The 22,861-nt window shown below is 56.8% G+C and carries 21 protein-coding genes; 14 read left to right on the forward strand and 7 right to left on the reverse strand.

Features of this window, described 5'->3' with window-relative positions; translation table 11 throughout:
* The first annotated feature begins 15 nt into the window (after nt 1-15).
* From WG938_RS03825 to WG938_RS03855, 7 genes are all read left to right on the forward strand, one after another.
* Nucleotides 16-1,812: an ABC transporter family substrate-binding protein gene (locus WG938_RS03825; RefSeq protein WP_339977728.1), complete on the forward strand. Its 1,797-nt coding sequence runs from the start codon at nt 16-18 to the stop codon at nt 1,810-1,812.
* The gene (gene mshB / locus WG938_RS03830; RefSeq protein WP_339977730.1) at nt 1,805-2,665 is read left to right on the forward strand and encodes an N-acetyl-1-D-myo-inositol-2-amino-2-deoxy-alpha-D-glucopyranoside deacetylase; all 861 of its coding nucleotides are present in this window, start codon (nt 1,805-1,807) and stop codon (nt 2,663-2,665) included. Before WG938_RS03825 ends, mshB begins: the two co-directional genes overlap by 8 nt.
* Before the next feature lie 2 nt (nt 2,666-2,667).
* Nucleotides 2,668-3,096, forward strand: a complete 429-nt coding sequence (locus WG938_RS03835; protein ID WP_339977732.1) for a hypothetical protein — start codon at nt 2,668-2,670, stop codon at nt 3,094-3,096.
* 62 nt (nt 3,097-3,158) lie between these two features.
* A complete protein-coding gene (gene fdxA / locus WG938_RS03840; RefSeq protein WP_339977734.1) occupies nt 3,159-3,482 on the forward strand; it encodes a ferredoxin in 324 nt (107 codons plus the stop codon).
* Nucleotides 3,483-3,507: 25 nt separating this feature from the next.
* Nucleotides 3,508-4,224, forward strand: coding sequence for a hypothetical protein (locus WG938_RS03845; protein WP_339977736.1), 717 nt, complete (start codon nt 3,508-3,510; stop codon nt 4,222-4,224).
* Between the two features lie 3 nt (nt 4,225-4,227).
* Nucleotides 4,228-5,073: a pseudouridine synthase gene (locus WG938_RS03850; protein ID WP_339977738.1), complete on the forward strand. Its 846-nt coding sequence runs from the start codon at nt 4,228-4,230 to the stop codon at nt 5,071-5,073.
* A 15-nt stretch (nt 5,074-5,088) separates the two neighbouring features.
* Complete coding sequence (locus WG938_RS03855; protein WP_339977740.1) at nt 5,089-6,375, forward strand: cutinase family protein; 1,287 nt, start codon at nt 5,089-5,091, stop codon at nt 6,373-6,375.
* Here the strand turns inward: WG938_RS03855 and WG938_RS03860 are convergent.
* Nucleotides 6,317-8,299, reverse strand: coding sequence for a hydantoinase B/oxoprolinase family protein (locus WG938_RS03860; protein ID WP_339977742.1), 1,983 nt, complete (start codon nt 8,297-8,299; stop codon nt 6,317-6,319). The genes WG938_RS03855 and WG938_RS03860 overlap by 59 nt on opposite strands.
* A gap of 20 nt (nt 8,300-8,319) precedes the next feature.
* Nucleotides 8,320-10,386, reverse strand: a complete 2,067-nt coding sequence (locus WG938_RS03865; RefSeq protein ID WP_339977744.1) for a hydantoinase/oxoprolinase family protein — start codon at nt 10,384-10,386, stop codon at nt 8,320-8,322.
* A gap of 232 nt (nt 10,387-10,618) precedes the next feature.
* Here WG938_RS03865 and WG938_RS03870 point away from each other — a divergent pair, with 232 nt between their 5' ends.
* Nucleotides 10,619-12,046, forward strand: coding sequence for a helix-turn-helix domain-containing protein (locus tag WG938_RS03870; RefSeq protein WP_339977746.1), 1,428 nt, complete (start codon nt 10,619-10,621; stop codon nt 12,044-12,046).
* Between the two features lie 100 nt (nt 12,047-12,146).
* On the opposite strand, the gene WG938_RS03875 is transcribed toward WG938_RS03870, so the two are convergent.
* Nucleotides 12,147-13,577 (reverse strand): amino acid permease, encoded by a 1,431-nt coding sequence (locus WG938_RS03875; protein ID WP_339977748.1) that lies wholly within the window; start codon nt 13,575-13,577, stop codon nt 12,147-12,149.
* Between the two features lie 49 nt (nt 13,578-13,626).
* Entirely contained in the window at nt 13,627-14,568 is a 942-nt protein-coding gene (locus WG938_RS03880; RefSeq protein ID WP_339977750.1) for a DapH/DapD/GlmU-related protein, read from the reverse strand.
* Nucleotides 14,569-14,643: 75 nt separating this feature from the next.
* Between WG938_RS03880 and WG938_RS03885 the strand changes: the two genes are divergently transcribed.
* The 5 genes from WG938_RS03885 to WG938_RS03905 all read left to right on the forward strand — a co-directional run bounded on the left by WG938_RS03885 (nt 14,644) and on the right by WG938_RS03905 (nt 18,645).
* Nucleotides 14,644-15,537 carry a hypothetical protein gene (locus WG938_RS03885; RefSeq protein WP_339977752.1) on the forward strand — a complete coding sequence of 298 codons (894 nt, stop codon included), beginning with the start codon at nt 14,644-14,646 and terminating at the stop codon, nt 15,535-15,537.
* Nucleotides 15,538-15,603: 66 nt separating this feature from the next.
* The gene (locus tag WG938_RS03890; RefSeq protein WP_339977754.1) at nt 15,604-16,380 is read left to right on the forward strand and encodes an LOG family protein; all 777 of its coding nucleotides are present in this window, start codon (nt 15,604-15,606) and stop codon (nt 16,378-16,380) included.
* Nucleotides 16,381-16,427: 47 nt separating this feature from the next.
* Nucleotides 16,428-17,240, forward strand: coding sequence for a dihydropteroate synthase (gene folP, locus WG938_RS03895; protein WP_339977756.1), 813 nt, complete (start codon nt 16,428-16,430; stop codon nt 17,238-17,240).
* 203 nt (nt 17,241-17,443) lie between these two features.
* Entirely contained in the window at nt 17,444-17,611 is a 168-nt protein-coding gene (locus tag WG938_RS03900; protein WP_339977758.1) for a DUF3117 domain-containing protein, read from the forward strand.
* Between the two features lie 158 nt (nt 17,612-17,769).
* A complete protein-coding gene (locus WG938_RS03905) occupies nt 17,770-18,645 on the forward strand; it encodes a methyltransferase domain-containing protein (protein WP_339978807.1) in 876 nt (291 codons plus the stop codon).
* Here the strand turns inward: WG938_RS03905 and budA are convergent.
* Together budA and glgA are read right to left on the reverse strand one after the other, a co-directional pair.
* Nucleotides 18,642-19,325, reverse strand: a complete 684-nt coding sequence (gene budA, locus WG938_RS03910) for an acetolactate decarboxylase (protein ID WP_445228203.1) — start codon at nt 19,323-19,325, stop codon at nt 18,642-18,644. The two genes, WG938_RS03905 and budA, sit on opposite strands and share 4 nt — an antisense overlap.
* Before the next feature lie 132 nt (nt 19,326-19,457).
* A complete protein-coding gene (gene glgA, locus WG938_RS03915) occupies nt 19,458-20,654 on the reverse strand; it encodes a glycogen synthase (protein WP_339977762.1) in 1,197 nt (398 codons plus the stop codon).
* A 101-nt stretch (nt 20,655-20,755) separates the two neighbouring features.
* On the opposite strand from glgA, the gene glgC reads away from it, so the two are divergent.
* Nucleotides 20,756-21,973, forward strand: a complete 1,218-nt coding sequence (gene glgC, locus WG938_RS03920; RefSeq protein WP_339977764.1) for a glucose-1-phosphate adenylyltransferase — start codon at nt 20,756-20,758, stop codon at nt 21,971-21,973.
* 108 nt (nt 21,974-22,081) lie between these two features.
* Here glgC and WG938_RS03925 read toward each other — a convergent pair whose 3' ends face one another.
* Nucleotides 22,082-22,756 carry an O-methyltransferase gene (locus WG938_RS03925; protein ID WP_339977766.1) on the reverse strand — a complete coding sequence of 225 codons (675 nt, stop codon included), beginning with the start codon at nt 22,754-22,756 and terminating at the stop codon, nt 22,082-22,084.
* Between the last annotated feature and the right edge of the window lie 105 nt (nt 22,757-22,861).

Genomic DNA, 22,861 nt, shown 5'->3' on the forward strand with positions numbered 1-22,861 from the left:
AGTAATCTGGACTCCATGAGTATTCGCCGTCGTCGCTTCCGCCCTGCACTATTAGCGGGGCTGGTGTCGACGGCGTTCTTGGCTTCTTGCATGGCTAATCCAGGGGAAGCCCCAACGGTGGCAGAGGACCCAAAACCGCAAGATCAGGCCAAATCTAAGGAAGATCGCGAAAAGCAGCTACGCACCATCAATATCGGCGTCGATGAGTTTGGCGAAGGCTTCAATCCGCATCTGATTTCCGATCAGTCGCCGCTTACTGATCTGATCGCGAGCTTGACACTGCCAAGTGCATTCATTCCTGATCCAGCTGACCCAACCACGTTGGTGCAGGACAAGGACGTACTCGACGACGTCACCGTGGATACAGTCACAACGAATGGCACGAAGAACACTCATATTCGATATGACATTCGTGAAGGTGCTCAGTGGTCGGATGGAACTCCTATCTCGGGAGAAGATTTTCGCTACTTGCACCGAAAGATCGTGGAAACCCCAGGGGTAGCGCATTCCGCGGGATACGAGCAGATCGATCACATCGAAGTTTCCGGTGGAGGCCGCCGAGTTGATGTCTATTTTGATGGCGAGATCGTCGGCTATCAGGAGTTATTCCGCCATTTGTTGCCTAGCCACCTGCTAAGAGCGTCGACAAGCGGTTTTGAGAGTTTGCTGGCCACCAGCGTTCCTGCATCGGGTGGCAGGTATTCGGTGCTGCACATTGATGTGGGCCGTAACGAAGTGCGTTTGGCGCGCAACGATCGTTTCTGGGGTGACAATCCGGCGACAACCGAGAACGTGGTGCTTCGCCTCGCAGGTAAGGATGTTGCGGGTGCCCAGCAAATGCGCTCGAACCAATTGCAGGCAGCATACGTACGCCCAGCGGAAACGACTGTGCTGACATACGGTCTAGTACCGGACGCGGTCACCGAAGAGTTCGATGCGCCCCGCACACTGTCCGCATCACTGAACATGGCATCGGTCAGGCTTGACGACGTCGCGGTTCGTCGCGAATTGCTCGACAGTATTAATGTTGACGAAATTGCCTCGGTTGCCACTGGGCGTCGTGCAATTGAGAACCCTGACCAGGTCGAGGAATCTTCGACACCTGCGACGGAGACGGCATCTGACGAGGCTCCAGAGGGGGCACCGGAGATGACAGCATTCACAGAGGAACAGCCACTGCGGCTAGGGGCAATGGGAGAGGATCCGCAGGTTCAAGCGGCGGCTTTCGCGATCGCTGATCAACTTACTGCTGCGGGAATTCCGGCGGAGGTGACCACCTCTTCGGCTATTGATCTCACTCGCTCGTTGCTTCCATGGGGAGAAGTGGACATGGTTGTTTCGTGGGGCGAATCGGTGAACACTCGCTTGCAGGCTCGTGATCGTTACTCGTGCCCAGAAACCACCAGGCCTTCGCTGAAACCGAAGAACACCGCCACTACGAAGGGCTCTACGTCTGTACCGTCGTCGACAAGCGAGAGCTCGTCGGGAGCATCGAACGCTGAGTTTGCTGCGCCAGCGGCAACAGCGCGGGCGGGCAATCTGTCAGGAATTTGCGACCCTGAAATCGATGAATTATTGCAGGATCCCGGCACCGAGGTTCCGCCGGAGCTGTCTTCGCTTATCGACGAGCGTGCCGTAGAAATGCCAATCGCCACCGACCATATGCTGACCGTGGTGGGGCCGGGGGCTATTGTTCCACGTAACCCAGAACAAAAAGAGTGGCCATCGAGTCCGTGGACTGGTCGACTAATGACAATCCCGCTGTGGGAACGAGTCGTAATGGAAGAAGCAAAGAACTCTGCCGATGAATAGCGTTGTTTTTGTCCACGCCCACCCTGATGATGAGGCTATTTGGACAGGTGGCACCATCGCTGCGTTGGTTCGCCGAGGTGTTCAGGTCACTGTTATTACCTGCACAATGGGCGAACTTGGCGAGGTAATTGGAGAGCCATATCAAGGTCTCGTTGCGGGTCGAGCTGATCAGCTCGGTGGATTTCGCGTGCGTGAGTTAACCGAAGCGCTGACAGTTCTTGGTGCAAACGGCCCCTCACATCAGCCGATCTTCTTGGGGGGTGCGGGGTACTGGCGCGATTCTGGAATGCTCGGTGATCCAGGCAATGACGACCCGCGAGCTTTCATCAATTCTGGGGATCGTGCAGTAGCGCAATTGCGAGTTTTGCTTGATGATCTCCAGCCGGATCTAGTCATTACCTACGATGCTGACGGTGGTTATGGACACCCGGATCACATTCGCGCTCATGACATCACCGTTGCTGCCTGCGGGGACAATATCCCGACTGCATGGGCAGTGACGGATCACGACACTCTCGCTGCCGGACTTGCTGCCATCACGGTGGTGCCTGAACAATGGCATTCCGCGACAATTGATGACTTCGCATCAGTCACCGGCGAATACGGTGTCGTGCTTGACGACGCCGCCCTGTCGGCAAAAATTCGTGCATTGGAAGCTCACGCTACTCAGGCCTGGGTGGGCAACGGTTCGATGAGCCATACGAACCCACATGCCGCGTGGGGCAGCGTCGATGATTCGGGTCGTGCCCGAGGTGTGTGGGCATTATCTAATCTGCTGTGCCAGCCTTTAGTGCCGATGGAGCATTATCGACGAGGTACTGCTGAAAATTTAGCAATTCTGGGGGATGAGTAGTGATGACGGAAGCCGTCGAAAAGCACTGGGGTGACCCGGAGCGTTCCCAGAATCGTGAGGTCTTTGACAAAGGCGAAGCTGGGACAGCGATTGTGTGGCTGTGCGTTGCAGCGTTGGTCACTTTGCTGTTGGAAGTTGTCTATCTGGGGCAGTGGTGGACAATCAATGGCGTAGCCATTCCTGTGCCGTGGACGATTCCAGTGGCATACGTGATGAATTTGATTCTGACCAATACAGCGCTGTTGTGGACTTCTAAGCGCACTCTGGCTGCTGCTCCCGTGTGGTGTTGGGTTGCCGGTTACCTCATCATTACGGCATGGACTAGCCTCCCATTCGGAGGGGATGCGGCATACGGCCCATGGCTTCGTGCCATAGCTCTGCTTGCTGCCGGAGTAGCTGGTGGAGCATGGCCATTGCGTCATTCCCGATAAACTAGACTGACCTGTACAATTTACTTACACCCATTTCCCATGAAAGGTCGAGAACTCCAGCCATGACCTACGTAATCGCCCAGCCTTGTGTCGATGTAATGGACCGCGCGTGCGTTGAAGAATGCCCGGTTGACTGCATTTACGAAGGTAAGCGCATGCTGTACATCCACCCAGACGAATGCGTTGACTGTGGTGCATGCGAACCGGTGTGCCCGGTAGAGGCAATCTTCTACGAAGATGACGTTCCGGACGAATGGATCGAATACACCGATGCCAACGTCGACTGGTTCGACGATTTGGGCTCTCCAGGTGGTGCAGCAAAGCTGGGGCCACAGGACTTTGACGTGGACTTCATTTCTAAGCTGCCTCCACAGGCAGAGGAGTAAGACTCAATCCAGCCGGAGGTTTCTTGTGGCAGTTGATGCCGTGTGGGCACAGGCGTTAGCTCAGTGCGGAGTGTCTGCAGGCAGCTCTGTTGTCATCCCTGAACTAGTTGAGCCAGGTCTTGTCCAACCGGTGGCAGATTTCGGCGTGCGACTCGTCCGTGCTGACTCGCTGATGCAGTTGGGGCCTGCCCGTCCAGCAGCGATGATCATTCACTCCGGCGGCAGCCCGCGTGGCCGTATCTTGGGACACGACCATCTGCGGAAAGTAGTGATGTGGGCACACGAACGCAGCGTTCCACTCATCTCCGATGAACGCGAACTGCCTTACTCTTGGGTGCTTGACGCGCCGTCCATCTTGTCGGACGCAGTATGCGACGGTAACCAGGACGGGCTGATTGTCATTGGATCAGAAGCTACAGGGGCGGATCACAATAGCGACGGCACCAGCCTCGATCGACACCGTGCACGACTGCAACGGCGACGCGCACTTCTCATTCCGGAGCTTCACGCAGCCGGATTCCACGTCGAGGATTCAACAGGTGGCAAACACCTATGGTGCACCAAGGGCGAGCTGGACACTGACACTATTGCTTGGTTAGCGGCGCACGACATTCCAGCAGAACTGGGAAGCACATTCGGTCCTCGCGGAGCACGGCATATTCGGCTGAGCCTGGACGAGCCGACCGAGTTTATTGAGGCCATTGCAGGGCAATTACGCCAAGCACGTGAGGCACACGAGTAATTCATGGGACGAGCAGCAGGTAACCGCGATTCATGGTGGGGAAAAGACCGCGAGCGTACGACGGCCCAACTGAGCGATGTCGATTCGCTACTGCACGCGGAGCCGTCCATTCCGTTTCACCCCGACGTTCTTTACGAGGATGACGAACTCATTGTTGTCGACAAGCCACCTTTCTTGCCATCCACCCCAAATGGGCGATTGCAAGCCAACACTGTGCAGCAGCGTTTGCGACAGCGTTACGACGAGCCGGACATTGTCGCTCTCCATCGATTAGATCGATTGACTGCGGGGGTGTTGCTGCTGTCGAGGAATCCACAGACACGTGGTGCGTATCAGCGGTTGTTCCAGGTAGGGGACGTCGCCAAGAAGTATGAGTGTTTGACAGCGATGCCCGATAACTGGGATTCGGGGGAAAGCCGAGCAGCGGATCTCTGGTTGTTGAACACGCCAGGGCAGCGCGGGGTGTCAGTCGTTCCCGAGGGCATAACCGGTGCGAAGCAGGCATCGACGCAGGTGACCTTTGTCGGTCCGGTAGCTGCTGATATCGGGGATGTCCTTGGAGATTCCCACGGGAGCGCGTGTTCTTGTGGGAGTTGTGGCCAGGTGATGACCGTCGCAAAGTGGTTGTTGGAGCCGGCGACCGGGCGGACTCACCAATTGCGGGCGACGATGAACCACCTGGACTATCCGATTCTGGGTGATGACACCTATCCGAACGACGCGGGCCGTGATATTGCGGATTTCAGCGTGACGCTGCGACTTTTGGCGACGAGCGTGGCTTTTACCGACCCGCTGTCGGGTCGTGTTCGAAATTTCGAGACTGCTCGGGAAGTGGGAATCCGAAGATAAATATAATATGCATTCATGATTAGTAAGAAGGTGTGTGAGACACCAGCCGGAGAACCCGCAGAAAAGACGACGGCGAAGAAGACGACACCCCGGGGGCGGATGGCAACGAGGTTGGTGTCGACCCTCGTGGCAGGAGTGGCGGTAGTAAGTAGTGCCCTGCCCGCAGCCGCTTCACCAAAGCTGCCGGTGTTACCAGAGACATCGGGAACGGCGGAGTCACCTAGCGCACAGCGAGTGCAATTCCCTAGCGACGAGCTCCCTGGCCTCGACCATCACATTGCGGGTACATCGAGCCCAATTATTCCGCGTCCCCTGTTGGAGCCCGCAGAGCGTGCACTAGGTACTGTCACCGGGTCACCAATGGGCCTCGATGCCTTCGCGGAGGGGGAGTGCACCCCATTGACGGTGCTCATGGTGCCGGGCACGATGGACACGAATAGGGTTCGCTCGCCTGAGCATCCGATTGGCACATTCCTGGGAGAGATGGGCTCCACATTCCAGGACCGTTTTGGCGACAACGCTCGCGTAGCGTGGATTCCGTACACCTCTGATGCGGTGGCGACTGCAAGCTATGGTCAGTCCCGGATCGATGGTGCGGCTGCTGTCGAGCAATCCATTGACTACTTTGCGACGGCGTGCCCAAGCACCTCTTTTGCTTTCGTGGGATATTCGCAGGGAGCGGACATCGTCAATGTCGTTGCCTCGAATATCGTTGCAGGCCAGTCGCGTATCGAGGCTTCCCAGGTCAATTCAATCGTGGCACTGGCGAACCCGCGCCGGAGCCTGGTCAGCAATAGTGACGGCAGCTCGGTAGCGAATGCCACCTATGGCACGGCAGCAGCGGACACCCAGGGCATGTTCGGGCCGGTTGATGGCGGCTGGGGTGAGTTGTCGGATCGCGTCATCGAGATCTGCAACGAAGGCGATCAATGGTGTTCTGCAGATTCCAGGATTGCGCCCCTATCGGGCCTGTTTGAGGAGCTGTCGTTGGATCCGGCAGACACCAAAAAGACCGCGCGCGCAGTCAGAGAGGTTTTGCAGGACGAAGAATCGTATTGTCCTGAGACTCGTGAAGGCTTAGCGGTCTTTCTGAAATTCCTACTTAGTGGCACGGAAGTCCACTTGGCATACGACACCAGTGTGGACGGCATGCGTCCGGGAACTGACATCGCAACCGAGTGGGTACTTCAGCGGGCGGAAGCCGCGGGTGTGACACTGAGTGGCGCCACGACTACTGACTCGACTACCACTGACTCGTCGAGCGACGTTCCAGCTGCTGGCGGTACTGCTTCGTCGTTGTAGGAAGCAATTCTCCAGTTGCCCAGTCGAGAATGACTCCGTAATGGCGAACGAGATCGAGCTGGTCAAGTTCACCAGCTCGGTATCGAGCCGCGACGCTTTCGGCGTCTTCGGTGATCTTGGCCTGACGTTCGTCGCGAAGAGTTGCGCGCAGTGTGGTTGTTGCGGCGTCATCTAGTCGGTAGTCGTCGATTTCCGCATCGACGACGGTGATGACGACACCGTAGTCCTTCGCAGCGCGCTCGACGGACACATATTCGTCGATGACATCTTCGAGCACTGCCTCCGGGTCACGCTCTAGGGGATCTCCGAAACCACCGCCACCAGCTGATGGGCGTTCAAAGGAGTCGCCAGGGGACACCTTCTCATTAGAGAAGATTGCGCCCAAGTAGCGCTCGTTTTCGGAGCCACGGTTCAGCCACACTCCGTGCGGAATCGATGGCAAGCCACCGTTGATACCCCAGGTCACAGAGCGGGATCGGTCACAGCAGTAACTCATCACGGTGGAACGGCAGTCGGTGAGCATGCCTCCCTTGGAGACACCCAGGCCGCCTCGGTACTTGCCCGGTCCGCCAGAGTCGGTGATGAGGCGATGATGGCTAGTCAGAACAGGGGACAAGCGCTCCTGGCCTTCGACGGGCTGCACAGCCAAACCAGGTCCGAACACTGGTGCGGTCGCAGATGAACCATCACGGTCCGTTCGGCCACCCCAGCCGCCAGCCATCCAGTCGTACCACATGAAGAAGGCGCCCTTGTCGGTCTCTTCCTTGATATCGCGGGTGTCTTCGCCACCAATCAGCAGGTACTCCAGGTTGAAGGAGCACGCCAGCGCACGGTCTTCCATGAGATTGGACCACAGCTCGAAAACGGCATTCATGATCTTCTCGTACGGACCCGAACAGAAGCCAGTCACGGCGTGTGGCAGCCCAGCATTGACGACGGTTCCCTCTGGCCCCAAATCCACATCCATGGCGCGGTAGAGGCCCGAGTTCAACGGCACATCTGGGAAAAACGTCTTGGTGCCTGCGACAACGCCCGAGAACGCGGAGCCGTAGCCGGCGTTCAAGAAGCTGGCGACCGCAGGAGCGGAGCCATCCAATGAGTAGGACAGCCGTCCACCCTTGATCCGCATGGTTACCTTGATGGGGATGAGCTGCTCGTCCTTGGCCGGATCCAAATCGAGGTAGTCGACCGTCGACCACTCACCATCCGGGAACTGCGAGACTCGCGCACTCACGATGTCTTCAACGTAATCCTGGACTTCTTGAAGAGCGGTTTTAACAACGTCGAAGCCATACTTTTCGACGAGTCGCAGAATTTCACGTTCGCATACCGCAGTTGCTTCTGCCTGTGCACGCAAGTCACCCATGATGATTTCTGGGCTACGGGTATTGGCGGCGAGCATCTTGGCGATGTCTTCCAGCAAGCGCCCCTGTTGCCAGATGCGAATCGGTGTAATACGAAGACCTTCGGAGAAGTAGTCCGTCGCAGAGACGTCGAAAGAGCCAGGTACCGAACCACCGGCATCTGCCCAGTGGCCCTTGTTCTGTGCGAAGGCAAGGAGCTTACCTTCGGCGAAGATAGGGCGCAAGAACGATACGTCATTCATGTGTGTGCCACCGGCGTAAGGGTCGTTGACACAGAAAACATCGCCTGGATGAATATCATCGCCGAACTCGTCGAGAACGGCTTGGCACTGGAAGTGCAACGTGCCCACGTGGACCGCGATATCCTGGTCACCTTGCATGACGGTGTTGCCCTGGGCGTCGCACAGTGCGGATGAGAAGTCGCGGGAGTAGATCACGAATGAGTAGCAGGTTCGGAGGATCTGCTCGCTCATGAGATTGACGGAGGTTGCGAAGGCATTCTTCAGAACCTCAAACGTCACGGGATCAAGTGTGCGTCGATTGGTGTTGACAGAAGTCATGATTTTCTCCTCGGAATGCCTTAGTTTTGTGCCTGCTCGGCCTGGCCGATATGGATGCGGATATTGGCCCACTCGTCGATCTCTGCGACATCTCCAGGTGGAATGACCGTAGTGGCATCGAACTGATCGATGATGGCTGGGCCGCTGACACGGGTACCTGGATTGAGCTTGTCGCGGTCGTAGATTGGAGTTTCTACCCAGCCTCCAGCGGACAGGAAGTGAACATCACGGGTTCGCGGTGCCTGCGGAGCTTCTTGCTCCTTGACCTCAAAGTGCGCGAATGGAGGGCTATCAAGCTGGCCGATAGCGGTGACGCCGATCTGGTACAGCTCTACCGGTGCATCAGGCTTGGAGAATGAGTATTCACGCTCATGTTCTTCGTGGAAGAGAGCGATGGCATCGTCTAGTGGGCTGTCTGAGTCGGGAAGCGTGATCGTGAGGGAACGCCACTGGCCGCGGTATCGCATGGATGCCGTGGTCTCGAACTTCATTCGATCTTCTGGGATTCCTTCGTGGTGAAGGCGGGTGCGACCTTCCTTCAGCAACTCGCGATAGCTCGCTCTCAAGTCTGCCGAGTCGACATCCTCAATTGCCGACTGGTACATCTGCGAAATGTCGTGGCTAATGTCGACCAACAAACAGCCCTGTGCAGAGGTAACACCTGGATGCGGAGGCACAACAACTGTAGGAATCGACAGCTCTCGAGCTACTTCCGCACCATGCAAAGCTCCCGCGCCACCACCAACAACAAGGACGAAATCACGCGGGTCGTAGCCACGGCGAATCGATAGCAGGCGTACCGCATCCGCCATATTCGCATTGGCAACCTGAATGACATTCTCTGCAGCCACTTCGCGGTCAAGATTCAATGGCTTTGCGACTGTCGTCGTGATGGCATCGCGCGCTGCACCGATGTCCAGCTTCAAGGCGCCACCGATCAGGTCGGTACCGAGGCGGCCAAGCGTGACATTCGCATCAGTGTTGGTGGCTTCTGTGCCACCGCGCTGGTAGCAGACCGGGCCTGGGTCGGCACCTGCAGACTGAGGGCCATTGCGCAACGAACCTGCATCGTCGATCCAAGCGAGGGAGCCACCGCCTGCGCCAATGGTCAGAACTTCGATGGACGGGAAGGTAATGGGGAAGCCGTATTCAATCTGCCATTGCTTGGTGACACGAATATCGCCCTGATACACCAATGAAATATCGGTCGACGTGCCACCCATTTCCAGACCAATCGCATTCTCGTACCCACAGCGAGTTGCGATGTCTTGGACTGCAATCGCACCAGCAGCAATACCCGACGCAGCTAGTCGCACTGGGTACTTGGACACCATCTGCGGAGTCATCGAACCGCCACCGGAGTGCAGAAGCAGGAGGTCGCCTTCATAACCACCGTCGGCAAGCTGGTCTGACAAGCGGTTAACGTAGCCGGATACCAGGGGCGCGATAACGGCATTGGACACTGCTGTGGAGAAGCGCTCGTACTCGAAGATTTCAGGCAGGATTTCGCAGGACGTGGACACTGCGACATCCGGAAGTTCTTCGCGCAGGATCTCGGCCATGCGCTGCTCATGAATGCTATTTGCATGGGAGTTGAGGAAACAAATAGCGACTGTTTCGACGTTCTTGCGACGCAGTGTCGTCGCCAATGAACGCGCCTGCTCTTCGTCGAGAGACTTGATGACGGTGCCGTCGTAGTCGATACGCTCACTGACTTCGTAGCGGTCTCGGCGTCGAATGTACGGATCGGACACGTCCTCGTAGGCGTCCCAAAGCTCGTCCTTCGTGCCATCACGAATCTCAAGAACGTCCCGGAACCCTTCGGTGGTGACGAGGGCCGCCCGCGGGAAGTTACGGGTAATCAGGGCATTCGTTGCGACGGTCGTGCCATGGCTCAGCACTTCGACTTCAGGCAAGCTGACATTCGCCTGGCCGATGCCGTTCATGACGGCACGCATCGGATCATCCGGAGTCGATGGAACTTTAGCGACGGACAGCTCCTTCGTCTCTGTATTCACGATGGCGACGTCGGTGAAAGTGCCTCCGACATCAACAGCTACGCGGTATCGCTTGTCTGAACTGGCCATAGAAATGGCACCTCTTCCTTGTTCGTGGATCAATATCTCGGGGGAACTGCTCGCTCGTGGCGGAAGTTGTGCTCAACTATCGGACGGGGTCAGAAAAGTGACAATGGAAGTTCGTCCAAAGATTCCATGAAAAGTTGGGCATTCGTCCAAAAGTCGACAATGAAGGGCATAAAGTTTTGAGGTGAAATTATGATGCGGATCACAAAAAGTATTTGCGAACCGAAAGGATGACGTGTTCACACTCGGCGATTTAATGCTTGCGCACACCGAATTGCGTCTTGTCACGGAGACAAACACCAATCGTTCGATGACCGCGATGTGTCGCCTCGGTGATGGCGAGGTCGCCGACTGGTTTGTGATTGTTGACGGGGCGCAACGCGCGCGTGGAGCAGCAGCCATTCATCAGCTGACAACAGCTGGCGCGGTGTTGTGGCACGGCGATTCAGTTCCGCCAGAAGTGGTTTCAGCAGCTGGGGGACATGGCATTCCTTTGGTGCAGCTGCCGGAGAGCACGCCACTCACCGAGATCTATGCTGCGGTCGCAGCTCTAGGGCAGCGGGTCCGAGATACTTCTTCGTGGCGGAAGCTCACGGCAATCGACAGGCTTAGTTCGGCGCTGATGTCACGGCAGCCCGAGGCGGAACTCATTTCCGAATACACACGCCTGACCAACAACACGGCGCTGCTGACCAATATCGACGGCGACGTGGTCGCCAGTACTGGCCAGCTACCAGCACGTACCTTGGCTCGAGTGCTGCGAGGTCGTCGTCCGACTACGCACTCCGCCCGCATTGGCCGCTGGGCGGTCACTGCGATTCCCATTACTGCTGGGGACGGAGCCTGGGCAGTGGGGGACGGCAAATGGTTTGTCATCGGTGTGCGCGCTGCTGATCCGCCTTTGGCACACGATCCAGTAGCCTTGGCTGCCCAGAAACTCCTGCTCGTCGCCACAGAATCCAGACGGCAGCTATCTCAGGCCGAGACGATGCGTGCAACGAGCGTCGTCGCATCGTTGATCTACGGCGATGGTGATATCGATGAACTTGTGAATGCCCTTGTCAGTCGAGGATTCTCACGAGATGCCGAGTATCGAATTATTGCTGCAGGAAACCGTCGCAAAGCTGCAGAACCCGGTGTGGGAGTAGCCGCAGCAGAAGCCGCAGCGCGTTCATCTGCGCCGTTGCTACTTGCGCCGGTGGAGGGAAGACTCGTGGCAGTTGTCGAATCAGGATTAGCCGACGACGCCATTGCAGCCGCCTTGCCGGAACCCGTGGGGATGTCGCAGCCATTCGGTCGAGTGCGCACAGCTCAACAAGCGTGGAGACAGGCAAAAGTCGCACAGCTTTCAGAAACTCCCCACGAGACAGTTCGTTCCTTCGATGATTGCGCAGCATTCGCCCAAGCCGCCGCGTTGTTGGATGCTGCAGCGTTGGCACAATGCGTCCGAAAGACTGACACCGCCCTGGATTCGCTTGGCGACGGCTACCAGTTGGCGAATGCGCTCATGGAAGAAAACTTCGTCGTGAAGGCGACAGCGAAGAGAATGGGCGTCCATATGAATACTGTTCGCAACAGGCTCGACGTGTTGTATGACGAGCGGGGGATTACCCGGGAGGACATCGTCATGTGGCACTTGTGGCGTCAACTAGACGGCTCGTGATGCCGTTGGGGAAGCCGAAAAAACCGGCAGACACCCGTGGTGAAACGGAATGTCTGCCGGTACGTGTTTAAAAAAGCTTCGCCGAAATCAGAGTGACTGACTAGTGGTGAACAGCACCTTCAGCGGCGGGAGTCTGAGCGGCCCGAGCCTTCGAACGTGGCCCCTTCGTCACTGCTGCGATGATTCCGAGGAACGCACAGACCGCGAGGACAGCGATGACCTGCTGGCGGGCACCTTCGTCGAAAAGCATCATGATGCCAAGACCGACGATGAGTAGAACGGCAACCCACGACAGGACAGGGAAAGCCCACATGCGTACAGAGAGCTCGCCCTTTGCTTCCATCTGTGGGCGCAATTTGATTTCCGACAGTGCGATGACGAGCCAAATTACCAAGAGGCAGCCACCCACGGCATTGAGCAAGAAGACGAGTACTGAGGAACCATCGAACGCGACCTGAATGCCGAGCGATAGGAATGCGAAGACCATGGACATGATGACAGCGCGGCTAGGCACTGCGGAATCGTTGGTCTGGGCGAAGAAGGTAGGAGCTTCGCCACGGTTAGCCATGGAGTAGACAAGACGTGATGTTGCGTAGATCTGTGCGTTGAACGCGGAGAGCAAGGCCAACACGATAATTACTTCCATGAAGCCCACAACACCCGGCAGGTTTGCCTGCTGTAGGACCAAGGTGAATGGCGACTCTGCAGCGCTGTCGGCACCCTGAATCTGTGCGTATGGCAGCAAGAAAATAATGACCAGAACACAGCCCAGGTAAAACACCGAGATACGGAAGATTACAGAACGAACTGCGGCAGCAATGGAGCGCTTTGGATCGTCAGATTCCGCAGCTGCAATCGTCACAATCTCAATGCCGCCGAAAGCAAACGCAACGGCGAGGAGGCCTGCCGCAATGCCGGCTGGGCCGTTCGGTAAGAAGCCAGATTCGGCAATGTGCGTGGTGCCGACGAAAGTGGTGCCTGGCAGCAGCCCGAAGAAGAGCAGCACGCCGACGATCAAGAACGCAACAATGACGGCGACCTTAATGAATGCGAACCAGAACTCGAACTCGCCGAAGCCCTTGACCTGAGCCAAGTTCACAACAGCGAAGAAAACAACGCAGACGAGACCCGGAATCCATCCAGGAATTCCCCACCAGGCACCCATGATGGCACCAGCGCCGGTGATCTCTGCACCCAGCACCATGATCAACATGAACCAGTACAACCAGCCCAAGATGAAGCCGGCAGATGGGCCGAAGGCCATTTCTGCGTAGGTCGAGAAAGATCCTGATGCTGGTCGGGCTGCCGACATCTCGCCAAGCATCTGCATCACGAGAACAACGACGAAACCAGCAACAAGGTAGGAAATAAGAACGCCAGGGCCAGCAGCTTGAATGCCAACACCCGTTCCAAGGAATAGACCAGCGCCAATGGCTGAACCCAGACCCATCATGGTGAGATGTCGGACCTGTAGGCCCTTTCCGAGTTCAGTTTCACCCCCGCTAGCAGGAGTTTGTGAAGTAGAAGTCATGGTTTTCACACTACTAGCCGGGTTAATGGCACATAAACGTAACTCTCAGCTACCCCTCAGGGTTACCCCCATTTTCGAAGCGCATGCAAATAGCGGCGTGATCGGGATCTTGGAAGAAATGCATATTGTTTCGACCAGCGAGTTCCCATGCAGTGACGCGACGATTCTCGTCCAGAATCTCAATTGGAGTTGTGGAGTCGATGAGAATGTTCTTTTCGATCACACAGTCATTGCCCAGATCGACGCCAATGACGCCCGCAGATACGCCAATCTTGCATCGCTCACCGATATGTAGCGGAATACGGCGACCGCGTTTTTCTTGCCGCGCGATCGCAGTACCTGCCAGACCCAGGTGGGTGCCACTGCCAAGTACCACACCGGATGAGAGGCGTCCCTCGATCTTGCATGGACCGAGTGAACCGGAGTTGAATGACACGAAACCTTCGCGAAGTACCGTTGTTCCCGGCGCCAAGTACGCGCCCAGCCGAACACGTTCGGCTTCACCGATTCGTACTCCCGACGGCAACACGTAGTCCACCATTCGTGGCATACGGTCGATGGAATACACGTGAATCAAACCGCGTTGGCGCAGATTCGTACGCATCGACTCGAAATTGTCGGGCAAGGCCGGACCCTTATTCGTCCACGCAACGATATTCAACGAGTCAAAGACATCATCCATATTGATGGTGTGTGGCTCGATAATGCGGTGCGACAGCAAGTGCAGACGCAAGTACGCATCGTGGGGATCGATTGGTGGCTTCGACAAATCAGCGATGGTAGTTCGAACCGCTACTTGCTCGACCCGACGATCCTCGTCGAGAAGAACCTGACGAAGCATCTGTGGAGAAAGATCATGAGCACCGAGGCGTCGCGTGCCACTTTCCCGAACTTTGTCGTCCAAAGCAGGGGATGGGTACCAGGTATCGAGCACCGTCCCATCCATCGCGATATTGGCAATTCCCGTAGCCGAAGCACCAATGGTCATCATGCTTTCGATACTATCTGGTCTGGACTTTTGCTTCGATTTATGTCCCGTCCGTACCCCTTACAGGAGAACCGTCGTATGTCTGGTACCGCGCTGCAGCGAGCACAAATCATCCTTGCCATAGGTGTCGGCGTTGGCCTGCTGCTCGGTGTAGCTGGCGCCGTGCTCAATATGGTGTGGCTCACCCATGCTGCATTGTGGTTCCTCGCCGCAATTGGGTTTTTCTTAATGTTCGCCATTGGATTCACAATCCGGCCAGGACAAGCCCCATGGACCATTGTTGGCGCGATTGCGGTCGCGGTGCTGCTTCTCTTTGGCATTTTCGGCGTAGGCTCGCGGCTTCTCATGCTTGCCGGGGCATTAGCGCTGGCCTCGGGAATGATTTATCGAATGCTGTGGCAACGCAAGCTTCAGCTTCGCGACGATCGAATCAATGCACTACCGAACTGGGAACGTGACGAACTTGGTGAGCGTCTCGCTGCGCAGCTGGATGCGTCGTTTACTCGCCGACCGCAGCCGGCGTTCGATGTGACTGGCGAAGTTGATCCCTCGGAGGTCCGCGGAGCAGAGGCACGACTGTTGCTGGCGCTGTGCCGTCCGCTACCCGGAGCAACAGTGATTGAACGACTTCCGTACCGAGATGACGAGGTTTCAATCTCTGCTGGTGATGGTGGTGGATACGCGAGTGTGGCTCTCTACGGAAGCCGCGTTGCTGTTGTACATACGCAGTGGCCCGCAGGCGTTGTCGTCGACAAGCAGGAGCTACCTGCAGGGGTGACAGTGCGCGAGTTCTTGCTGCGCTCCGGTGATGAGTTGGACGATGCTCCTGAGGATGCGCCGACAATCGTCACGCCTACAGAACCGCATGAGCTGGCGATGTTTGTGGCCGGTGGTGCACCGGCGAACGGCGATGCACTGCATGGGAAGGCTGCAGACTTGCACGATCGCGTGTTGAGCAGACTGTTGCGCTAGTTAACGGGTGGGGCAGTATGACATCTATTCTGCGGAGAAACTGCGCAGCGATTATGTTCGACACTTATGACACCTTCGCGCACTCCATCTCCAGAAAAGCAGCGCCGTCTTCGTGGACCACTAATGGTTCGAGAGTCCGGGCCGCAGTCGTCGACGACTGACCACCGGCTGCTGTCGCCTCAGAAAGACACTGATTGGCTACACACCGACACGTGGCGGGTGCTTCGTATTCAGTCTGAGTTCGTCGATGGTTTCGGTGCGCTGGCAGAGATTCCCAAGGCGATCACCGTTTTTGGATCGGCGCGAGTGAAAGAAGATCATCCGTATTACCACCAGGCATACGAGCTGGGAAAGGCTATTGCGGATGCCGGATATGCGTGCATTACCGGTGGTGGTCCAGGCCTTATGGAGGCACCGAACCGTGGCGCCTATGACGTGGATGGTTTGTCCATCGGTCTTGGCATCGAATTGCCCCACGAACAGTCTCTGAACGAGTGGGTCGATTTGGGCATGAACTTTCGGTACTTCTTCGTACGCAAGACCATGTTCTTGAAGTACTCGCAGGCATTCGTATGCATGCCAGGTGGATTCGGTACTCTCGACGAACTTTTCGAAGCGCTGTGCATGGTACAAACCGGCAAAGTCGTGAAGTTCCCAATCATTCTCATGGGCACCGAGTTCTGGTCGGGTTTGGTCGAGTGGATCGAGGAGCGACTTGTATCGGAAGGCATGATCGCCCCGGAGGACACTCAGTTGATGCTGGTGACCGACTCCATCGACGAAGCGATGGCGCACATTATCGAAGCGCACTCCCACGGCGACGACACGCCAGATCACGCATAATCCGAATGGTCAGAAGTGCTTTTCAGTCGTCGCCACGTCCTGCGGTGATGGCTATTGTGAATCGAACTCCCGACTCCTTCTACGATCGTGGCGCAACGGCTGCAGAGAAAGCTGCGTTAGAGCGTATCGACGACGTCGTAAAGCAAGGCGCTGACGTAATTGATATTGGCGGGGTTAAAGCAGGTATCGGCGACTACGTGTCTGTTGCGGAGGAAATCGACAGGGTAGTGCCAACGATCGCTGCAGCGCGAGAAAAGTATCCCGACGTGTACATCAGCGTGGACACGTGGAGATCAGAGGTCGCAGCCGCCGCTATCGCAGCTGGGGCGAATCTGGTCAACGACACCTGGTCTGGACACGATCCCGAGCTCGTTGAAGTCGCTGGTCAGCATCGAGTGGGGTACGTATGCTCGCACACCGGAGGGGCGAAGCCGCGTACGAACCCTTATCGCGTGCATTACGACGATGTCGTGGCTGATGTCATCGCCGAGACGACGGCACTCGCGGAGCGGGCGGTCGCTGCCGGCGTGCCCGAATCGCAGGTACTGATTGATCCAACCCACGATTTTGGCAAGAACACTCATCACAGCTTGGAACTGCTCCGCCGTGTTGATGACCTCGTTGCTACCGGGTGGCCAGTACTGATGGCGTTGTCTAATAAGGACTTTGTCGGGGAAACCGTCGGGCGTGCAGTAGACCAACGCGTTCCGGGAACTTTCGCAGCAACAGCTTGGGCTGCGCAGCGAGGTGTTGCCATGTTTCGAGCACACCAAGTAGCGGGCACGGTCGATGTTTGTCGCATGATCAGCGCCATCGCTGGCAAGGAGATGCCTATGCGAGTGTCCCGCGGGCTCTTGTAGCCTGAGCGTATGAGCATTGCCGTCGCCGCTGCGTATTTCCTGCTTATCCCACTATTCGCTCTATTGTGCTGGGTCGTGTTCAAAGCGATACCCAACAATGGCATACCGGACACCCAATCTGGAAAAAGGGATATTATGGAAAGCACAGCCGTGGGACATGATGTCCCACGGCATCTAAACAGTAGTGAAGAGGAAGTGCCCACATGGCAGCTATGAAGCCCCGTACAGGCGATGGCCCGCTGGAAGCGGTTAAAGAAGGCAAGAAGATTGTCATGCGCGTTCCTGCCGATGGTGGCGGACGCCTCGTGGTCGAAATGACCCCAGAAGAAGCAGCAGAGCTCGGAGCAGCGCTGTCCAAGGTAGGGATCTAGCCAAAGAGGTTGATCCTCGCTAGACCTAGGGCTCGTCGAAAAGAGTAAGGGCACAAATTGGTTGTCCGCCACAGGGCGGTACACTGATGTGCCATGCGGTGTGCGTGCATACCGCGATTCTTTTACGACGGCCCTATTTTGTTTTAGGAGTGATGAGGGTGCTCGCCGACATCATTGACGTGCTTGCAGATCCAATTGACGGCTCAGATCTGGAGCGTGGGGATGCCGACTGGGCAACGCTGAAGTCCACCTCAGGGCATAGCTACGATGTCGCAAAACAGGGTTATGTCACGCTCGCTGGAGGCGCTGGACTGCGCTACTCCGGTGACGATGCCAAGATGATTGAGGCTCGCGAGCAATTCCTGTCGGGAGGTCACTACGCACCTTTCGTTGAGGCAGTGACCGGCAACGTCCAAGATGTTCTTGACGACGCGAACGTGTGCGACGACGACAGCCCTGTCATCCTCGAAATCGGAGCAGGAACCGGCTACTACTTGGCCCACACCCTCGACGGAGTGGAGAATTCTCGAGGTGTTGGCATCGACGTGTCGGTGCCCGCGGCAAAGCACCTCGCCAAATGCCATCCGCGAGTTGGTGCCGTAGTCGCCGACGCATGGGCACGCTTGCCTATCCGCGACAACTCCATCGATGCCATCACCGTCATTTTCGCGCCACGCAATGCAGAAGAGTTTGCGCGAGTACTGAAACCAGGCGGTCAGGTCGTCGTTCTGACCGCCGCGCCGGGCCACCTCAGCGAGCTCCGTGCGCCACTTGGCATCATCGATGTGGAACGGGGCAAGGTTGAGCGGATGATTGCACAGGCAGAAGGTCACCTCGTGCCAGTCGGTGAGCCGGAACTGGTCGAATACGAGATGATCTTGGATCAGGAAGCCATTACTACGCAGATAGGGATGAGCCCTTCTGCGCGTCATATCCACCCTGATGTACTTGCCGAGCGCATCGCAGCCCTACCAACGCAAATGACTATCACGGCCCGCGCCCACATCACGCGCCTGGGCTTGGCGCAGAGCTAGTCTTTCACTTCGGTCGCGTGGATCTGTTCGTCCAGATCTTCTGGTGCCAGATCCGCGTCCGAGAACTCCACCGTCAGTGGCAAACGTAGTTGCAGATCCGTTCCCGGGCACAGCTCAATGGTTCCCTCGCGCAGCTTGAAATCCAGGACGTGGCCGCCTGCAGTGTGGTCGTCGTCAAGAAAATGCACGTGGCACCCCGGAACCGAGATTCCCTTCTCGTAGACCGGCGTGCGGAATCCCGCGATAGTGCCACGCACATTTGTGAAGTCGACGGAAGCATCAGATTCCGTTGCCTCGACCATTTTTGGGTAAGGCTTCTGCTGCTTTACGACGGTGCGAGTCTTCACCCATTCAAACTCACCCGTAATTCGCAGTGCGTACATAAAGTTCTGGCTAGGCACCATGCGATCGATGATCGGCGTGATGTCTTTACGCACGATGTTCTGTGGTGCTTGACGGACAATGTGCGGAACAAAGTTGGTGACAACGGTGTAGGGGCTGCGTTGATCCATCGTCGCGCGAGATGCCGAGCCGTCGCCGCGAAGCTGCCAGCACACGCCGTCGAGAATGACCATTTCGCCGTCTAGGCCGTCGAAGGTGCCGATGCCGAAATTGCCGTGCCCCAGAATTTCACCGATAGTCATTTCGCCGTCGTAGATGCCGTCGAGAAGAGCGGACATCAGTGAGTTCTGGAAGAACGTATGTCGAACTGTTGGAAGATCATCTGGGGTAGTCACGGTTCCCACGTTAGTTGAATGCAAAAGGCGAGGTTCCTGGTTGGGAACCTCGCCATATGCGGAAATATTACGGAACTACATCAACGACTTGTAAACGTCGACGGTCTGCTCAGCAATGGTTGCCCAGCTGAAGACGTCAACTGCGCGCTTTTTTCCAGCTTCGCCGTACTGCTTGGCAGCGTCGCGGTCGGACACCATCTTGTTCACGGCTTCAGCGATGTCACGCTCGAAGCCCTCTGGATCGCTTTCGTTGTAGTGAACCAGGGTGCCGGTCTCGCCATCAACGACAACCTCAGGAATACCGCCTACGTCGGAGGCAACAACTGCAGTGCCACAGGCCATGGCTTCCAGGTTTACGATGCCCAGTGGCTCGTAAATGGAAGGACACACGAAGGAATCAGCAGCGGTGAGGATCTCCTGGATCTTCTCCTTTGGCAGCATGTCCTTTACCCAGAAGATTCCGTCGCGCTTCTGCTGCAGGTCGTTGACCAGCTGCTCAGTTTCAGCAGCGATCTCTGGAGTGTCAGGTGCGCCAGCGCAGAGGACCATCTGTACGTCCTCATCGAACATGGAGGCAGCCTTGATGAGGTGAGCGACACCCTTCTGGCGGGTAATGCGACCTACGAAAGCGACCATTGGACGCTTCGGGTCCACGCCCAGCTCGTCCAAAACGGACCAGCCATTGGCTTCCTTCGACTCTTCCCAGGTTGGGCGTGGGTACCACAACTCGGTGTCGATGCCATTGAGCACAACGTGTACGTTATCTGGTTCAATGCGTGGGTACGCATCGAGAATTGCATCCTTCATACGTGCAGACACAGCAATCACGGCATCTGCGTACTCCATGGTGTTCTTCTCAGACCAGCTTGATACGTCGTAGCCGCCACCCAGCTGCTCGCGCTTCCATGGGCGGTGCGGCTCAAGGGAGTGCGCCGTAGCGACATGTGGAATGCCCTTCAGCTTGCCGGTGAGGTGGCCACCGAGGCCGGAGTACCAGGTATGGGAGTGTACAACCTGGATGTCAGTTTCAGCCGCAGCATGAGCCATGCGCAAGCCGGTGGATAGGGTCTTGATTGCGCTGTTAGCGTCAGCCAATTCGGGGTCAACGCCGTGGACATAACAGTCCTTTTCGTCTCGCGGACCGCCCATGCAATGGACATCAACACTGACTCCGTCAACCTCGCGCATGAAGCGGGTCAACTCCGTCACGTGCACGCCAGCGCCGCCGTAAATCTCTGGTGGATACTCTCGGGTCATCATCGCAACTCGCATACATCCCAGAGTATCGCCAAATTACGAATCAGGGTGGGGAGTGGTTTCGGGGGTAACAGCTTTTCCAGCACGAGATCGAAAACACATATAGGTTGGAAGACGTGAGGAGTCAACCACATGTTCTGTCCATCGTTCTCGCCGGCGGCGAGGGCAAGCGCCTTTTCCCACTGACGGAGGATCGCGCAAAGCCCGCCGTTCCTTTCGGAGGAAGCTACCGGCTCATCGACTTTGTGCTGTCGAATCTGGTTAACGCAGGTTATGTGAAAATCTGTGTGCTGACCCAGTACAAGTCCCATTCGCTCGACCGCCACATTTCTCAGGCATGGCAGCTGTCCGGCATCACCGGCCAGTACGTCACCCCTGTGCCGGCGCAGCAGCGACTGGGCAAGCGCTGGTTCACCGGATCGGCAGACGCAATTCTGCAGTCCCTTAACCTTGTCTACGACGAGGATCCTGAGTACGTCATCGTTTTCGGTGCTGACCATGTGTACCGCATGGACCCAGAGCAGATGGTCCAGGCACACATCGAGTCTGGCGCAGGTGTGACTGTCGCAGGTATTCGCGTGCCACGCAAGGAAGCTCACGCATTCGGTTGCATCGATGCTGATGACAACAATCGAATCACCAGCTTCCTGGAGAAGCCAGCGGATCCTCCGGGCACCCCGGATGACCCAGACGCTACTTTCGCCTCGATGGGTAACTACGTGTTCACCACGTCCGCACTCATTGACGCTATTAAGCGTGACTCCGAAAACGAAGAGTCTGACCATGACATGGGTGGAGATATCATCCCAATGTTGGTCGATGAAGGTGAAGCTTACGTCTACGACTTCAAGGACAACTTCGTTCCAGGCGAGACGGAGCGAGACAAGGGCTACTGGCGTGACGTCGGTACCATCGACGCTTTCTACGAAGCGAACATGGATCTGATCTCGGTTCTGCCTGTGTTCAACCTGTACAACAAGAAGTGGCCAATCCACACTTTCTCTGAGGAGAACCTGCCACCAGCCAAGTTCGTCCAGGGCGGCATCGCCCAGGCTTCGATGGTTGGTGCCGGAACCATTGTCTCCGGTGGCACTGTCCGCAATTCAGTTCTGAGCACGAACGTCATCGTCGAAGATGGCGCAACTGTCGAAGGCTCAGTTCTGTTCCCGGGTGTCCGCGTCGGCCGTGGTGCAGTTGTTCGCCACGCAATTCTGGACAAGAACGTTGTCGTCTCCGATGGTGCAATCATTGGCGTCGATCCAGAAGCAGATGCTGAACGCTTCAAGGTTTCCGCTGGCGGAGTCGTCGCCGTTGGCAAGGGTGAAGTTATTTAATAGCTTCCACATCAACAAAATGAGGCTGACCGGAATCATTTCCGGTCAGCCTCATTTTTTGTCTAGCAATGGTGCTGAACTAACGCACCACAGTCGGCAGCGCGTTCTCTAGTTCTTCACCAACACGACAGTGCCAGCACCGATAGGCAGGCGCGCGATGGTGGCATCCTCAATAGCGAGAAGATGCTTCTCTGCCTCACGCGCTGCCACGGTATCGCGGTCAGTACGAGTATCGTCGGCCACCGTGCCGTCGAGAAGTACTCCCGTAAAAACAAGCACACCGCCGGAACGCAGCAGAGGCCACGCCAACTCCTGAATTGCAATGACATCGGTTGGTTCCGCATTGATATAGACCAAGTCGTAGGCATCAAGAGCCAGGCGACCGAGGACTTCTCGTGGATGCGATGGCAGGAAGCGGTGACGAGACGCCACAGCGCCCGCCCGCTTGAATGCGTCACGAGCCAACTTCTGGTGCTCGATCTCTGGGTCGATGCACGTCAGCTGGCCACCGTTTGGCATTCCGGCGATCAAGTGTAGGCCCACAACACCAGCAGCAGGAGTTGCTGCAACAGCGGCTGCGTTGGTGGTCCGACGAGCGGTTGCCAACGTCATGAGCATGGTGAGCACGGAGCCACTTACATCGTCAGGGGTGCTGAGGCCGAATTCGGCGGCATCATCACGAGCAGCAACTAGCGCCTCGTCGGCAACAGTTGTGGAATTGATGTGGTTGCGAATTGCGTCCAGTGCGGAAAATGGGGCATTCGAGGAAGTGGATTCAGTCACAATCTTGAAGCATAGAAGAAAAAGCACCTGTCCAGGCATGGCACGCCCGAAAACGCTGCAGGTTGGGGCCAGTGTTACCAAATGTATTTTGTACTCTCAACGGTT

It is taken from the genome of Corynebacterium sp. H113 (assembly GCF_037572315.1).
Lineage (GTDB): Bacteria > Actinomycetota > Actinomycetes > Mycobacteriales > Mycobacteriaceae > Corynebacterium.